This is a genomic window from Bacillus sp. AFS017336 (assembly GCF_002555445.1).
Lineage (GTDB): Bacteria > Bacillota > Bacilli > Bacillales > Bacillaceae_G > Gottfriedia.
Window position 1 is genome coordinate 113,035 of record NZ_NUCO01000024.1, and the last position, 14,831, is coordinate 127,865.

18 protein-coding genes are annotated in these 14,831 nt (G+C 30.8%); 5 read left to right on the top strand and 13 right to left on the bottom strand.

Features of this window, described 5'->3' with window-relative positions; genetic code table 11:
* Positions 1 to 95 precede the first annotated feature (95 nt).
* The 5 genes from CN601_RS14790 to CN601_RS14810 all read right to left on the bottom strand — a co-directional run bounded on the left by CN601_RS14790 (position 96) and on the right by CN601_RS14810 (position 3,335).
* Positions 96 to 800, bottom strand: a complete 705-nt coding sequence (locus CN601_RS14790; protein WP_098171462.1) for an HAD family hydrolase — start codon at positions 798 to 800, stop codon at positions 96 to 98.
* A gap of 318 nt (positions 801 to 1,118) precedes the next feature.
* A complete protein-coding gene (locus CN601_RS14795; protein ID WP_098171463.1) occupies positions 1,119 to 1,331 on the bottom strand; it encodes a hypothetical protein in 213 nt (70 codons plus the stop codon).
* 335 nt (positions 1,332 to 1,666) lie between these two features.
* Entirely contained in the window at positions 1,667 to 2,032 is a 366-nt protein-coding gene (locus tag CN601_RS14800; RefSeq protein ID WP_098171464.1) for a hypothetical protein, read from the bottom strand.
* 29 nt (positions 2,033 to 2,061) lie between these two features.
* A complete protein-coding gene (locus tag CN601_RS14805) occupies positions 2,062 to 2,574 on the bottom strand; it encodes a GNAT family N-acetyltransferase (protein ID WP_098171465.1) in 513 nt (170 codons plus the stop codon).
* Between the two features lie 53 nt (positions 2,575 to 2,627).
* The gene (locus tag CN601_RS14810; RefSeq protein ID WP_098171466.1) at positions 2,628 to 3,335 is read right to left on the bottom strand and encodes a DNA alkylation repair protein; all 708 of its coding nucleotides are present in this window, start codon (positions 3,333 to 3,335) and stop codon (positions 2,628 to 2,630) included.
* 86 nt (positions 3,336 to 3,421) lie between these two features.
* Between CN601_RS14810 and CN601_RS14815 the strand changes: the two genes are divergently transcribed.
* Complete coding sequence (locus CN601_RS14815; RefSeq protein ID WP_179865563.1) at positions 3,422 to 4,207, top strand: carbonic anhydrase; 786 nt, start codon at positions 3,422 to 3,424, stop codon at positions 4,205 to 4,207.
* A gap of 55 nt (positions 4,208 to 4,262) precedes the next feature.
* Here CN601_RS14815 and CN601_RS14820 read toward each other — a convergent pair whose 3' ends face one another.
* Positions 4,263 to 4,832 (bottom strand): beta-class carbonic anhydrase, encoded by a 570-nt coding sequence (locus CN601_RS14820; protein ID WP_098171583.1) that lies wholly within the window; start codon positions 4,830 to 4,832, stop codon positions 4,263 to 4,265.
* 266 nt (positions 4,833 to 5,098) lie between these two features.
* Here CN601_RS14820 and CN601_RS14825 point away from each other — a divergent pair, with 266 nt between their 5' ends.
* Complete coding sequence (locus CN601_RS14825) at positions 5,099 to 5,923, top strand: aldo/keto reductase (RefSeq protein WP_098171468.1); 825 nt, start codon at positions 5,099 to 5,101, stop codon at positions 5,921 to 5,923.
* Between the two features lie 154 nt (positions 5,924 to 6,077).
* Here the strand turns inward: CN601_RS14825 and CN601_RS14830 are convergent, their stop codons facing one another.
* Positions 6,078 to 6,719, bottom strand: a complete 642-nt coding sequence (locus CN601_RS14830) for an alanyl-tRNA editing protein (protein WP_098171469.1) — start codon at positions 6,717 to 6,719, stop codon at positions 6,078 to 6,080.
* Between the two features lie 118 nt (positions 6,720 to 6,837).
* On the opposite strand from CN601_RS14830, the gene CN601_RS14835 reads away from it, so the two are divergent.
* Positions 6,838 to 7,389 carry a DUF4269 domain-containing protein gene (locus CN601_RS14835; RefSeq protein WP_098171470.1) on the top strand — a complete coding sequence of 184 codons (552 nt, stop codon included), beginning with the start codon at positions 6,838 to 6,840 and terminating at the stop codon, positions 7,387 to 7,389.
* Between the two features lie 35 nt (positions 7,390 to 7,424).
* Here CN601_RS14835 and CN601_RS14840 read toward each other — a convergent pair whose 3' ends face one another.
* Positions 7,425 to 7,886 carry a hypothetical protein gene (locus CN601_RS14840; protein WP_098171471.1) on the bottom strand — a complete coding sequence of 154 codons (462 nt, stop codon included), beginning with the start codon at positions 7,884 to 7,886 and terminating at the stop codon, positions 7,425 to 7,427.
* A gap of 123 nt (positions 7,887 to 8,009) precedes the next feature.
* On the opposite strand from CN601_RS14840, the gene CN601_RS14845 reads away from it, so the two are divergent.
* A complete protein-coding gene (locus CN601_RS14845) occupies positions 8,010 to 8,426 on the top strand; it encodes a hypothetical protein (RefSeq protein WP_098171472.1) in 417 nt (138 codons plus the stop codon).
* Positions 8,427 to 8,522: 96 nt separating this feature from the next.
* Here CN601_RS14845 and CN601_RS14850 read toward each other — a convergent pair whose 3' ends face one another.
* The 4 genes from CN601_RS14850 to CN601_RS14865 all read right to left on the bottom strand — a co-directional run bounded on the left by CN601_RS14850 (position 8,523) and on the right by CN601_RS14865 (position 12,279).
* Positions 8,523 to 9,911, bottom strand: a complete 1,389-nt coding sequence (locus CN601_RS14850) for a HAMP domain-containing sensor histidine kinase (protein WP_098117123.1) — start codon at positions 9,909 to 9,911, stop codon at positions 8,523 to 8,525.
* A gap of 14 nt (positions 9,912 to 9,925) precedes the next feature.
* Positions 9,926 to 10,594: a response regulator transcription factor gene (locus tag CN601_RS14855; protein WP_098117122.1), complete on the bottom strand. Its 669-nt coding sequence runs from the start codon at positions 10,592 to 10,594 to the stop codon at positions 9,926 to 9,928.
* A gap of 474 nt (positions 10,595 to 11,068) precedes the next feature.
* Positions 11,069 to 11,623 (bottom strand): Gmad2 immunoglobulin-like domain-containing protein, encoded by a 555-nt coding sequence (locus CN601_RS14860; RefSeq protein ID WP_098117121.1) that lies wholly within the window; start codon positions 11,621 to 11,623, stop codon positions 11,069 to 11,071.
* A 311-nt stretch (positions 11,624 to 11,934) separates the two neighbouring features.
* Positions 11,935 to 12,279 carry a hypothetical protein gene (locus tag CN601_RS14865; RefSeq protein ID WP_098171473.1) on the bottom strand — a complete coding sequence of 115 codons (345 nt, stop codon included), beginning with the start codon at positions 12,277 to 12,279 and terminating at the stop codon, positions 11,935 to 11,937.
* Between the two features lie 249 nt (positions 12,280 to 12,528).
* Here CN601_RS14865 and CN601_RS14870 point away from each other — a divergent pair, with 249 nt between their 5' ends.
* Positions 12,529 to 13,077, top strand: a complete 549-nt coding sequence (locus tag CN601_RS14870) for a GNAT family N-acetyltransferase (RefSeq protein ID WP_306659827.1) — start codon at positions 12,529 to 12,531, stop codon at positions 13,075 to 13,077.
* Positions 13,078 to 13,154: 77 nt separating this feature from the next.
* On the opposite strand, the gene CN601_RS14875 is transcribed toward CN601_RS14870, so the two are convergent.
* Positions 13,155 to 14,693 (bottom strand): FAD-dependent oxidoreductase, encoded by a 1,539-nt coding sequence (locus CN601_RS14875; protein ID WP_098117118.1) that lies wholly within the window; start codon positions 14,691 to 14,693, stop codon positions 13,155 to 13,157.
* Positions 14,694 to 14,831: the final 138 nt, after the last annotated feature.

Genomic DNA, 14,831 nt, shown 5'->3' on the forward strand with positions numbered 1-14,831 from the left:
TAAGTTTTTAGCTCGATAATTCAAATAAATGGGCAATATAAAAAAAAAAACTGCCTAATTAGACAGTTTTGATTGTTAGTATTAAGTTTTAAAATTTATTGATTTACCAAATTTCCAAATAAAAGTAATTTTAATTCATCTAATGACTGAATACTATCTATTCTATGATTATGCTCAATTTCGTCATAAGACCATGAATCTCTAATAATATGAATAGCTTTCATTCCAGCATCTATTGCAGGTACAATGTCACTTCTAAGTGAGTTCCCGATCATTACTGGATTACTTAATTTTTTATTTAACTCAAGATATATATTTATATCTTTCTTTTGTGTGATTATGACTTCATCAAAATATTGTACTAAGCCAGTATCCATCACACGCTTTGTTTGTACGTCTTTTTCACCTAAAGTTAAAATAGTCATACTTGCTACATCTTTGTGATTTGCAAATTCTTCTATTATAAATGTGTCACTTTGTAGTGGAACATTTTCTTGAAATATCATTTTTGCTAATGATTGTAATTGTTCAATGGCTGTACTAGAAACCTCGATATTATGTTTTTCTATAAAGAATTCTAAAGTTGATGCCCACGCAAAAGGATATCTCTTTTTACTGAATCCCAACTCTTTTATTAGCTCCAGATCTATTGTATTGAAAATTTCTTTAATATCATTAATTATTACTTTTCCACCGAGTACTTCATAGACTAAATCCGCACATAAGTCTATGTTTTGTCGGAACGCTGCTTGAGTTTGAATTAACGTATCATCTAAATCAAAAATTAAATCATATTTCATAATTATGTTATCTCACTTTCCAACTGTACGTCATAGTTGTTAATTTTCTCATCATGTGTAAAGTATTGTAATATACCTTCTCTAATTATATATGTAATTTTACGATGTGTCCTTTTTTATTTTTCTAATACTCCATTGGACATCCGACATTTTTAAATAATACATAATAAAAAAGCAGTTAAATAACTGCTTTTCAAGCTGTTGAAAAAAGAAATTGTCAATTAATCGATAATTCTTTCCATGTAAAGGAAGCTGTTTGATGTTGATTTCCACTACAGGATTCTCGCTTTCCATGGGAAGCTATTCATGTCAATCCCTCTAGTTGTTTGAATTGCCTTCCCCTAATTCGTGTTCATATTCCATCACTTGCTTCTTATGTTTTGTTTTAAGAAAAAAATATGTAGACATTATTATAATTGCAAAAAGTGTAATGATAAAACCTGCACTAATTAATTTAAGAATTGTAAATTGCAAGTCTAGCATACCAAATTTATTTGCCTGATTAATCGTTTCATTTGTTAGGTTATCCATTCACTTGACTCCTTTTTATTATTAATCCGACTTAAGATATGCAACATTCATTCGCTTAAGTAATGGAAGTATTTGGATTAATTATATCAATACAGATCGTTTTTGTGTTAGGGATTTTTTCCTTTTTTATGTAAATTCTGAAAATTCTTTAGTATGATCTTCATTGATTTTCTATGAAGATCCTTTTTTATAAATTTAAATAAAAAAAGCCAGACGGTTAGAATAACTGTCTGACCACTACTCGATAGGTATCGGTGCATTTATTAACTATGAATATCCAAAAACGGTATTTCAAACTGTCATTGGTATTTAAATTCAATCTAAAGAAATATTAATCACTTTTCAATTAGTATTTGCAATAGACTTGTTATTAAAAAGAAGTATCTTATTAGAAAACCAGCCCATGCAAAACGTCTATATTTTGCCCATCTTTCTTCATTACCATTATGTTTACAAATCAAAAGTAGAATCCATAATCCAAGTGGTAAAATTGGTATGACAATGTGGTAATTATCAAAATTAAAGTTAATACTAAATACAAACAATCCTATAAGTACAGCGATCAATGCCTTCCACAATTTAGGTTTTAAAACATTTGTCCTATAGACCCAAAAAATTACATATCCAAAAACTAGATAATTTACTAACGTAATAATCGTGGAAGCCAGGTGATATTCATTAAAATAGAATTGAGCGTGCATAGCATTCTCCTTTTTGTTATTTATCCTTTCTAATAACTATGACGATCTTTACGAAAATATTTTACTAATTCTCCATTTTCATCATCGATTGATTCTAAAATTAAGGTGAAATTATTTTTCTCAAGTATCTTAACTGAATTACTATTTTTAGCTTCTACAGTTGCTACTATCGATTTTAACTTTCTCATCCCGAAGCAATATTTTTCTATTAAACTAGCAGCCTCAGAACCATAGCCATTTCCCCACTCTTTTTCTACTAATCGATAACCGATTTCAAACTCATTATTTTCATCTTTTATAACTGCAGCAGTTCCAATAAACTGATTATCTTCATTTTTACAAACTGCCATTACTTCAAAATTCTCGTTATGAGCTTGATCCATTTGGAGAATCCTATTTAATTCCATTTCAGTTTCACCCAGAGTTTTAGGCCGATTCATTATGTATTTCATTACATTTGCATTCGATTGAAGCTTATGTAAATTAGTTAAATCATCACTTTTAAGTTTTCTTAAATAAAGTCTATTGGATTGAATAATCATTGTTATCTCCTTGCTCTAATAAAAGGCCACCTAATTAGATAGGCGACCGATTTTTAACAAATACATGTTTTTTTCTTAACTCCAAGCCTTCCTTTCGCTTCTACCTTCTCAATGTAGTCCGTTGCAAGAGGTACTTTACAAGCTGTATCCCCTACGTCTACTCGGACTTTTCCAATTTTTTGTCCAACCATCATTGCTTCAACTGTTAGGCTAGGAATAAAACTTCCTACAGCAATTACAAATCCATTCATCGTATAACGAACTCTATTTTTTGAAGTATGTATATTATTTTCAACATAATTAAGTAACTTACGAATTTCTTCCTTATCTATTGCTTCGTCTGGAGCAATTGATAAATAATGACTATAAGTACTCCATCCACAATCCTCAATTAATTCGTCATCTGACTTTAGCCACTCTGTCGCTAATTCAATTGCATACGGACTCTCGGCTGCAACAGCACCAACAATACTTTCAGAAATCATATACCAGTGTGCTTCCTTCACCCACTTTTGAAGATCTTCTTTTGTCATTAACTTTGGATTGACGGATAATCCTGCTAAATACATAGCATCCGAATTTCCTGTATGAAAAAGTGATAATGCTAAATCGTGATCCTTTTTTATATATTTAACAAGCTTTTTCATATCACCAATTTTCACTCCAAAAAAGGGTTCTTTTGCACCATGACGCAAAAAAGTCTTTTTCGTTTGTTCAGTCCCCATTTCCTCTAATGCTTTCATAACCTCTTCTAGTTTCATCTCTTCACCCCTTAATAAATGTTTGTTCCGTACCATCGTTGTCTAAAATGAATCCTATCATACATAACATGAAAGGAAAGTATAAAATGAACTATTTTTTTTTAATTAGCATCATACTCAGCATTATTCTCTCATCTTGTTCAAATAGGGATACAGACCATATAGTTCATCTAAATAATTCAATAGCTTCAGGAACAAGTCATGAAGCTTGGTCATATACAGGTAAAACTGGACCTAATTATTGGAGCTCAATGAATAAAGAATTTAATCTTTGTTCTAATGGTAAAAACCAATCACCAATTAATATTAGCCAAACTGTAACAAAATCCCTTCCTTTAGGTATTAACTATCATAGAGGACTTTTTAAGATAGAAAAAGATCATTACACCGTAAAATTAGTTGCCTTGAATGATTTAAATAACATTAATTTAAATGGAACAAACTATACGTTAAAACAGTTTCACTTTCACACACCTAGTGAACATACATTAAACGGTTTACATAGTAATTTAGAGATACATTTCATTAATGAAAATACGAAAAAGTCAGTTGTTACAATAGGCGTTTTAGTTAACGACGGAAGATTGAATAAAGAGTTTCAGAAAATAATTAACGCCAATCCATTGGACGAACAAAATAAAGAGAAGTTTGTAAAAATCAATTTACATTCACTTATTCCTTATTCTAGTAAAAAAGTGGCCTATAATGGTTCTTTTACAACACCACCATGTACTGAAGGCATAAAATGGATTGTATTTACAAAACCACTACAATTTTCAAAAAAACAAATTCAATTCTATCAAAACAAATTCGACCCAAATAGCCGTCCTGTTCAGCCTTTAAATGGTAGAGATTTATTTGAGTCTTGGTAAAGATGAAGTTAAAAAAAGTTATCCTTCTCAAAGGATAACTTTTTTGTTTAAATCATTATTCAGCAGCTATTTCATCTCTATTAATAACTTCTAATTTCCCTGTATGTGGGTCAATTACTAAGCCATGAACTTCTACACCTTCTGGAATAAGTGGATGGTTTTTAATAATTGAAACACTATGATTAACACTATCATATACATTTGTAAATCCAGTTAACCATTTGTCTAAATCTAAACCTGAAAAATCTAAAATTTTTAAGTTCTCTTCTTTAATTCCTCTATCAATCATTTTTTCCTTCATTTTAGCTGGGTTTGTATTCCCCATACCACACTCATGGTGTCCAATTACTAATACTTCTTTCGCACCAAGCTCATAAATCGAAACTAGCAAGCTTTTCATAACAGAGCCAAACGGATGCGCTATAATTGCACCAGCCGTTTTAATCATTTTTACGTCACCATTATGAATATCAAGAGCCTTCGGTAAAAGCTCAACTAGACGTGTATCCATACAAGTAACAACTACAACTTCTTTGTTCGGAAACTTTGAAGCTACATATTGCTCATAATCCTTATTCTCAACAAACTTCTTATTAAATTCTAAAATTTGATCTAACACAAAAATTCCCCTCCAAACAAAAATAAAGAGCTTTTTTCCTAAACCTATTTTGAAGGAAAAGCTCAAAATATACAACCAATTTGCACTCATTGATAGTCTTATTCTAAACCAATTCATTAATTTATTACGCATTAATTTTATTTTTTTACTAAATAATCATAATCCTTTTTCGTACGTATTTTTAAATTCCCATTAATTTCTATCAAATTTTTTTTATTTTTAAAGTTTATATTGTACACTAGATTTAGTCTTTAATAAGGAGGGAATTAACAATGAAGTTTGAACATTCTATTGCATTACAAAATGGAGTTAAAATGCCACAATTAGGTTTAGGTGTGTGGCGAGTGTCACCAGAAGATGGTGTTGATGCAGTCCGAACAGCTATTGAAGTAGGGTATCGTCACATCGATACTGCAGCAGTCTATCAAAACGAAGAACAAGTAGGTGAAGCAATTCGTCAATCTGGTGTTTCTCGTGATGAACTTTTTATTACAACAAAAGTGTGGAACGCTGATCAAGGCTATGATACAACTTTAAAAGCTTATGATGAAAGCCTTAAAAAATTAGGCTTGGATTATGTTGATCTTTATTTAGTTCACTGGCCAGTTAAAGAAAAATATTTAGATACATATAAAGCATTAGAAAGACTTTACGATGATAAACTTGTACCTGCGATTGGTGTTTCTAATTTTCATATCCACCATTTAGAAGATATTGCAGCTCATCGCAATATTCAACCAATGGTTGATCAAGTTGAATTGCACCCATTTTTCCAACAAAACGAATTACATGAATATTGTCAAAAAAATGGTATTGCTTTAGAAGCATGGAGCCCGTTAATGCAAGGTGGCGACGCTTTAACAAATCCTGTTATTAAAGAGATTGCAGAGCAATACGGTAAAACAGCTGCCCAAGTCATTATCCGCTGGCACTTACAACGTAATGTAATCGTTATTCCTAAATCAATAACACCATCACGAATTCAAGAAAACTTTGATGTATTCAATTTCGAGCTTTCATCTAATGATATGCAACAAATTGCTACACTTGATGCAAATAAACGTGTAGGTCCAGACCCTGATAATTTTGATTTTTAATAAGTAAGATATAATAAAAATGGCTACCATTCGACTGAAAGGTAGTCATTTATTATTTTATTCCTTTAAAATCCTATACCCTTAAGCAACTCAGTGAATAACGGACCTAAGATTAAATCAATACAGTCACGACTCAAAAGTTCACTTCATCTAATCATACTAAGTATATTTCGATCCGCTCTTTTCCTCCCCCTATATTATTTCGCTTTAGCTTTATTTCTTTAATTTCTCCTGTTCTCTTAATATGAGTTCCACCGCACGAAACCTTTCCAAAACCTTTGATTTCCCAATATCTTCTCTGATTTTCTTGATCGTCATACTCACTATTTATTTCTAAATCTGCATCAATAAGCTCCATTGCTTTCTTCTCTAATAGAGGAAATGTTTCTGAAATTTTTCCATCCCAATAAAAATCAATTCTTGCTTTATCACTTGTAATATTTGCACCAATTTTTTCAGGTTCATTATAGTTTTGATACATTAGTTCTAAGATGATTTCCGCAGCAAAATGCAACTTCATAATTCGATATCTTTTCTCCCAATCGATCTCAACAACTACTTCCTGCCCTTTTTGTAGTTCATGGTTTTCTGGTAAAGTATAAATAATATCCAATCCATCCTTTTTTGCGTCAATCACTTCATAATTTCCGATTTTGCCAGAGTCTGATTGTTGCCCACCTGAAAAAGCATAAATTATTGTTTGATTTAGTGTGACCATTTGACCATCTACTTTTGTAACAATTGCAGTCGTTTTTGAGAGATAAGGATCATTCCAAAATAGCTTTTTTACACCCATCATTTTTCTCCTTTAAGTTTTGCATTTTTACTATTGATTCCACTCATTGGATGATTTCCCTTTATATTTTTTAAAAATACATATTATACTAAAAAAAACTTATTTGATAGGAGTCTATATGTTTCTTTCCATTGATTATTTAAAACATGGTAATCCTAAACAACAGCTTGCATATTCAGCATTAACACGATTAAATATACTGAATGAATTAAAAGATTTTAGCCCTGTTCTATGCGGAACAATTCCAATTGGGATTGATATAGAGGGATCAGATTTAGATATTATTACAGAGGTAAATGATTTAACACCATTCAAAATACTATTAGAGAATATTTATCAGGAACAAGAACATTTTCGGATTTCCCACTCAATTGTAAGAGGAATCGGAACAATTACAGCAAATTTTACTTACGAAGGCTTTGAGATTGAAATTTTCGGACAACCTGTTCCATCTATTAAACAAAATGCTTATCTTCATTTAATCATTGAGCATTTTATTTTGACACAAAATCCAAATCTGAAAACTAAGATCATAAAACTAAAAACAGAAGGCTATAAAACAGAACCAGCATTTTGTAAAATTTTAGGGTTAATAGGAGATCCATATGAGGAATTAATTAAATATGGAATTAGAGTTGGGGCAATTGATATAGAATTGAAAAATGAGTAAAGAAAGAGGAACAAGTTTGTCCCTCTAATCTAATTTTATTTAGTTACAACTTCACTACTTTTGACAAGTTCAATACGGATTTTCGTAAGCCCGTCTATTTCATCAACATATGTACTTAGCTTCCAATTTGCTGCAAGTGTATTTTTAATATTGCTTACTGCTTCATTGGATAATTGGATTCCTTGAATTGCAGTTCCAACATCTTCATAATCTTTTTCAACTTCAATTCCAAATTTATATTTTAATAAAGTCATTAATGAACCTTTTGTTAAAAATTTAATTTGGTATCCTTCATTCACTAGTTTAATAAAACTTTCTTCATCTTTCTTATATAAATTTACTAAAGTTTCCCAATCAGGAAAACCATTACCATACTCATTTAAAAATTCGTAATTCTCTTCTTTCAGAGCATTAATTAACTGTTCATTTTCAACACCAGCATTGCGAAGTCTTTCAATCATTATGGCATTATTTATTGCGATCCCTACATAACTCATTGTTGTTCTCCCTCCGAATTACAAGAATTTTCTTTTTATTCAACTTTATCATAAATTACAGTCGCAAACTATTAATATGATGAAGAAATACTGCTTACAACATTGGATAGCCCCGAACGCTTTGTGAACTTTATTGATAAAGTTGTGAACTTTGTTGATATATTGGTAGTTTTTGTTGATATATTGATGGTTTTTGTTGATATAGTCCCACTTTTTGTTGATATAGCGCCAGTTTCCGTTGATTTAGTCCCCCTTTTCGTTGATATATCGCCAGTTTCCGTTGATATAGTCCCACTTTTTGTTGATATAGCGCCAGTTTCCATTGATATAGTGCTGGTTTTCGTTGATATAGCGCCAGTTTCCATTGATATAGTGCCGATTTTCGTTGGTATAGCGGCAGTTTCCGTTGATTTAGTGCCGATTTCCATTGATATAGTCCCACTTTCCGTTGATATGGTGCCGGTTTTCGTTGATTTAGTCCCTCTTTTCGTTGATATAGCGCCGGTTTTCGTTAAAACGAACCTATTCTCGTTAATTTAATGCTAAATCTAGATGTTGACTATCTAAATCTCCATAAAAAAACCACAAGGATAATTAAATACCCTTGTGGTCTCACTGGAAGACAACTCCACAAATCTATATTGTGTTTAATGTGATGATGGCAGTTGTTCCCTTTCCATTTTTACTCGTAATTTTTAAATCTCCGCCATAGTTTTCAATTAAGTTTTTCGCAATCGATAAGCCTAGACCATTACCGCCGTTAGCTCGGCTTCTTGCTTTGTCTGCTCGATAAAATCGGTCAAAAATATGATTAATATCTTCTTCCTTAATTCCGATCCCGTTGTCTGAAACTTTGATTTCGATTCTGTTAGCAACTTGCGAAGTAGAAATATCTATTATAGTGTGTTCTTTACTGTATTTAACGGCATTATCGAACAAAATAATTAAGATTTGCATTAAATGCTCTCTTGCGATATTTGCTTTATTAACAACTTGATTAGTCTCACCTAAGTGAATTTCTAAATCTTCATGTAGCAGTTGATAATTGTTTATGATTTCGTTTAAAACTTCTATAATATTTGTCGGTGCATATTGCTCTATTTTCTCAGTATTTTTCTCTAGCTTCGTCAACTGTAAAAGTTCATTCGTTAAAACAATCATTCTGTTCGCTTCATTAATACAAGTGTTTAATGAGTTTTCCAAAACAGTTTCGTCTTTTTTTCCCCAGCGATTAACTAGAGACAAATGGCCGTGAATGATTGCTAAAGGTGTTCTCAATTCATGAGAAGCATCTTCAACAAACCGCTTTTGTCTTGTAATTGAAGCTTCTAACTCATCCATCATTTTATTAAAAAGTAATCCGAGTTCCGATAGCTCATCTTTCGTTTCTCCAACAATAACTCGCTCTTTTAATTGATTATTTTTTATTTTAATCATCGTCTGGTTTAAATTTTTAATAGGATTTATTATTCTTTTTGATAAAAAGTAACCACTGAACATACTTAAAATTAGCGAGATAATTGTTCCCAAAATAAGGATCATGAACGATTCTTTAATAAATTTCGAAAAGATTTCTACATTCATTGCAACTTCTAATACACCGTCAAAATTCTTATAGTGTAATGGTTTATTTATAATTAGAATCTCTTGATTGTGTAATCGATATTTTTGAATTTTGCCAACGTCATTTTTATTTATATAAATTTTAGGCATTGTTCTTGAAACAATAAATTTTACTCTTCCATCTTTATCTAATAGTCGAATCATTTCATTATTTTGGATAATTTTTTCAAAGAATTTTTTGTTTTCTGCAAAAGAAGCAGCATTCGGTTTTTTCGTTTTATAATCTTCATCCAAATAAGCTGACGTTTCATTCAACCTTTTTTCAATTCGATGCTGTTGTTGATTCATTACTGACATTTGAATTAAGCCAAGTTGAATAAGATTACATAATGTAAATATGAAAAACATAAGTACAGCGATTGTAATTGTTATTCTCCATCTAATCGAAAGCTTATTAAACAAGGAAAGATTCACCTCTACATCCTCATTACATACCCAGTACCCCTTACAGTGTGAATATAGGTATTATTCTTATCATCTAGTTTTGTTCTTAAATAGCTAATATAAACATCCACTACGTTTGTTTCAATTGTAGAGCCATAGCCCCATACAGTTTCTAATAAAATTTCTCTTGTTAATACACGATTTACATTACTCATTAATAAGTACAATAAATCGAATTCTTTTTTAGTTAAATCAATTACCGCTTCATCTTTTTTAACAACTCTTGCTGCAGAATCTAATGATAAGTCTTTAAATTTTAAGCAATGTAAATTTGTTGAGCGATCAATACGTCTAAAAATTGCTCGCATATGCGCTAAAAGTTCTTCAATAACAAATGGTTTTGAAATATAATCATCAGCTCCACTGTCTAGACCAGAAATACGGTCGAAAACACTGTCTCTTGCTGTAATCATAATAATTGGAGTGTCTTTATGAGCTCTAATTCTTCTACAAACTTCAATTCCACTTAAATTAGGAAGCATTAAATCAAGTAAGATTAAGTCATACTCTTGGTCAATTGCTTGGTTTAATCCATCTCTACCATCATTTGAAATATGAACTTCATTTCCTTCATACTCTAATTCTAATCGTATAAAATTTGCTAATTCTTTTTCATCTTCTATAATTAATATTTTTTTCATTTATTTTATCCCTCATTTTTCATATAATAACATCTATAAAATAATTATTTATACTGTATAAGGATATCTGTTTAAGATGAAAATGGCTTTACGGATTTTTTAAAATTTAATAAGAGTTTTATTAGAAATTTTTAATTTATTAACTTAATAATCTTGATAATACTACCTATTGTTTACATTTTCTAATAATTTCACTTAAAAATGATTAAAATTTATTTAAATTTTAATTTTCCACATGCAAATTCGTATGTAAAAAGTGACTCCTAACAACGTTCATAAAACAAAAAACAAGAGGTAAAACCATTTAAACTGTCTTTTACATATTTTCTATTTTCAGGCCGTCGAATTAGTCGACTTTTTTTTATTTTGTTATTAATACTCCTAAGAGAAATTTGGCTATAAAAACAAAAAAAGTGTAGAGAAATTTTAATGGTTTCTCACACTCAGAATTTTGTCTATTTTTTTAGTTAATTTTTATTTAAACTGAATTGGAATAGTTAATATATGTTCAGGTTGGCCGTCCTTTGCACTTGCTACATATAATGTCAGTACTCCATTCGGACTAGTTGGTTCATTATAATTTATCACTATTTTAAAGTTTCCCCACTCAGGTGCACCCATATCAGCCATGGTGTTCCCTTCTGCTAAAACATTGTGCCCATCTTCTAATTTATATAGAAATGTCGCTTCAAAAACACTAGCCTTCCCTTCAACAATTAACACATTTTTTCCTGTTGAATCATTTACGACCGAAGTTACTTTAAATGCGTCATTTTCAACTGGCGTAAAAACTTTTACTGGCGGTTTATTATCATCCTTTTTTGGAGGATTGTTATTTCCTTTATCCGTTGTATTATTTTTATCTGTTGAATTGTTTTTATCGGTGGATTGGTCTTTGTCCGAAGATTTATTTTTATCAACCTGCGTTGTTTTGTCATCCTTTTTGCTATACCCGAAGTCGCTTGACTGACAGCTTGTTAGGCAAATTATGCTTAAAATGGCCATTCCTATAAATAAAAGTCTTTTCATACTATTCCCCCCTAAATTAATTTATTGCGATAAATTTAATAATGTTCTAAATTAAATTAATTTTTTTTAATACATACCGTAACTAGTTACAAAATGTTTTTCGAGGTGAATTGTGAATGAATCAATTTAAAGAATAGACTAGAAGTTAAATTAGGATTGGCAAAGCTAGATTGCTCTAAATAATCGAGGAAATAACTGTCTGTATAGTAATCTTTGAAGGAATATCGTTTCTAACATTTTGGAAGTAAAACTCCCCCTACAAAAAATCAAAACATTAATAAGTAAATATGAAGCCATGCCCCGTAATTCTTCTACATGTCTCGGTTGAAAATTTTTTCCTTTTGTTTTAGAAATTCACTTTCCGTAATAACTCCATCGTTTTTTAATTTGCTTAATTTGCGAAGCTTCAAATCAAAGTCCACTTTCTCTCTAGTACTATATTCTTCAACATTTACTTCATAATTTGAAATTCCGCGTTTACTAAATAAATTATAAGCGTTGATGATTGTAATCATTAGTGCAAATCCAGTCCAAAGCAATCCAAATAAACCAGCCTCTGGAATGACAATCTTAAAACCGATCACGATAAAAATAAGTCCAATAATTAAAGCAAAGAAAGACTGCCCTTTACTTGGTTTAACCCTAATTTTCCTCATATTAATTAGCACCTCCTTATCGTATTTCGATTTTAGAAATAAAACATAGAAGAATGATAATTTTCTTTTGCAATACTATATTCGACAAAACACGGTTAAATACCTATTGTCAATTTGAACTCCTTATTTTATTAAATGATTATCGTAGATAGGAAAAATCTTTTTTTATCATTACGAAGAACATAATAACTAAACCTTCAAAATGATATGATTTTATTAACCATCATCTATTTTCAGATTTAAGGAGGGGTGTACTTGATTTTCCAAAATAATAAACTGAGCCTTCGTCTATTAAATGAAACCGACGTTCCACTTTTATCAAGTTGGCTTTCTGACCCTAAAGTTCTTCAATATTATGAAGGTCGAGATAATCCGTTTGATGAAGAAAAAGTTAAACAAGTCTTTTTTTCGAAAGATCCTTCAATTAAAATGTGCATTGTCGTTTATGAAAATATTGAAATTGGTTATTTACAATATTATAAATTAGATGCAGAGTCAAAAAGTGAATATGGTTATGAACTAAATAATGAAGTTATTTACGGAATGGATCAATTTATCGGTAATATAAATTATTGGAATCGTGGGATTGGAAGCTTGCTTGTCTCTTCAGTGGTAAATTATTTAGTTTCCAATCACAACGCTGAAAAAATAGTAGTAGATCCACAAACTTGGAATATACGCGCAATTAAATGTTATGAAAAATGTGGATTTAAAAAAATTCGATTACTTCCAAAACATGAGCTACATGAAGGCGAATATAGAGATTGTTTTGTGATGGAATATGAGCTTCTGTCATAGTCAGCTCCCTTGTAAGACTGAAAATACAAAATGAAAGGATGCCTCGTATATAGAGGCATCCCATATCATTATTTTACTTACTGCACAAAAACTTGTTTTAACGGTTGATCTGCTGGTCCTTCTAAAACTTCGCCATAGATTGAAAATCTTGAACCATGACAAGGACAATCCCATGATTTTTCTCCATTATTCCACTCGACCTCACAACCTAGATGAGTACAAGTAGTGTCGACACAATGAACTTCACCGTTTACATCTTTATAAGCTCCAACTCTTTTTCCATCTAACGTAACTACTGAGCCTTCGTCATTATATAACTCTTCAATTTTTCTAGAAACTGGTTCTAATTTACCTTCAATTAAATGTTTAGCTACATCAATGTTTTGCATTAAGAAATGTTTGATACTAGGATCTGCTTGGAATCTTGAAGGTGAGAATACTTCAGCATCAACTGCTTCTTTTTCTAAAATTAAATTACTAATCAGCTGAGCAGAAACTGTTCCTGTTGTCATACCCCATTTACGGAATCCTGTAGCCACATATATATTTTGGTTTTTCGATGACAATCTGCCAATATACGGCATTTTATCTAAAGTTATTAGATCTTGGGCTGACCATCTAAACTTAATATCTTCGATTCCGAAAGTCTCTTCACCAAAAAGCTTTAAATTTTCATAAAATGTCATTGTGCGTGTTTCCACGCCAGTTTTGTGACTTTCTCCGCCAATTATAACTAATTCTTCATTATTATATTTAATCGATCTTAAAGACCTTTTTGGATTGTCAGCGCTTATGTACATTCCTCCTGGATAAGCTGTTTTTATTTTTGCAGCTAATGCATATGAGCGATCTGCATGTAATTTAGTAAAAAACATTTGGTTGCCATCATAAAAAGGAAAATGAGATGCACTTACAACATGCTTACATTTAATTTTTCTTCCACTTTGAGTTACGACAACCGGGCAATCCCCTGTTTCAACATTAATGACCACAGTTTCTTCATATACTTTTAATCCGTTTTCAATGGACTCCTTTAATAAGTGAATCAAATATTTCAATGGATGAAACTGAGCCTGATTTTTCATTGTAATTGAATATTTAGTATCAAATGGTAATAAAGTTTTTACAGCTCCAAATGAGTCAATTCCTAATGATTCATAGGCTTTCAACTCTTTTTCCAAATTTCTTACATAATCATCTGAAGTTGTATAAAGTGTTGCATCTTGAATCTCAAAATTACAGTCTATTTGATTATCAATGCTATATTTCTTTATAAAATCCATCGCATTTTTAGTAGACTGATAAAAGATTTTTGTTTTTTCCAATCCAAAATGTTGAATTAGTTCATCATATATTAAATCATGCTGTGCAGTTACTTTTGCAGTTGTATGTCCCGTTGTTCCATTAATAATTTTATTTGCTTCAAGTAAAGCAACTTTCATTCCCGCTTGTGTCAAAAAATATGCAGTAGTAATCCCAGTTATACCAGCACCTACAATTACTACATCAAACTCACCATCATCATTATACGGTTCAAATGTTGGGATATTTAGTCCACTTCTCCATAATGGCTTTGAGTGGGTCGGTAAGCCATTAAAATCAATTTTCTCATTCATTTGAGTACCTCCAAATCTGTAATGTGGTTATTATTACCAAATTTGAGTCAGTTCATTAAATTAACTTTTCATTCTACTATTTAGTAAATATTGTTAAAATGGACATAATGATGAATGCTCATCAAACAACATAAATGT

Bases quoted from the DNA above. Each gene is read 5' to 3' on its own strand.
- CN601_RS14790 (WP_098171462.1), bottom strand. From the start codon at position 800: ATGAAATATGATTTAATTTTTGATTTAGATGATACGTTAATTCAAACT.
- CN601_RS14795 (WP_098171463.1), bottom strand. From the start codon at position 1,331: ATGGATAACCTAACAAATGAAACGATTAATCAGGCAAATAAATTTGGT.
- CN601_RS14800 (WP_098171464.1), bottom strand. From the start codon at position 2,032: ATGCACGCTCAATTCTATTTTAATGAATATCACCTGGCTTCCACGATT.
- CN601_RS14805 (WP_098171465.1), bottom strand. From the start codon at position 2,574: ATGATTATTCAATCCAATAGACTTTATTTAAGAAAACTTAAAAGTGAT.
- CN601_RS14810 (WP_098171466.1), bottom strand. From the start codon at position 3,335: ATGAAACTAGAAGAGGTTATGAAAGCATTAGAGGAAATGGGGACTGAA.
- CN601_RS14815 (WP_179865563.1), top strand. From the start codon at position 3,422: ATGAACTATTTTTTTTTAATTAGCATCATACTCAGCATTATTCTCTCA.
- CN601_RS14825 (WP_098171468.1), top strand. From the start codon at position 5,099: ATGAAGTTTGAACATTCTATTGCATTACAAAATGGAGTTAAAATGCCA.
- CN601_RS14830 (WP_098171469.1), bottom strand. From the start codon at position 6,719: ATGGGTGTAAAAAAGCTATTTTGGAATGATCCTTATCTCTCAAAAACG.
- CN601_RS14835 (WP_098171470.1), top strand. From the start codon at position 6,838: ATGTTTCTTTCCATTGATTATTTAAAACATGGTAATCCTAAACAACAG.
- CN601_RS14840 (WP_098171471.1), bottom strand. From the start codon at position 7,886: ATGAGTTATGTAGGGATCGCAATAAATAATGCCATAATGATTGAAAGA.
- CN601_RS14855 (WP_098117122.1), bottom strand. From the start codon at position 10,594: ATGAAAAAAATATTAATTATAGAAGATGAAAAAGAATTAGCAAATTTT.
- CN601_RS14860 (WP_098117121.1), bottom strand. From the start codon at position 11,623: ATGAAAAGACTTTTATTTATAGGAATGGCCATTTTAAGCATAATTTGC.
- CN601_RS14865 (WP_098171473.1), bottom strand. From the start codon at position 12,279: ATGAGGAAAATTAGGGTTAAACCAAGTAAAGGGCAGTCTTTCTTTGCT.
- CN601_RS14875 (WP_098117118.1), bottom strand. From the start codon at position 14,693: ATGAATGAGAAAATTGATTTTAATGGCTTACCGACCCACTCAAAGCCA.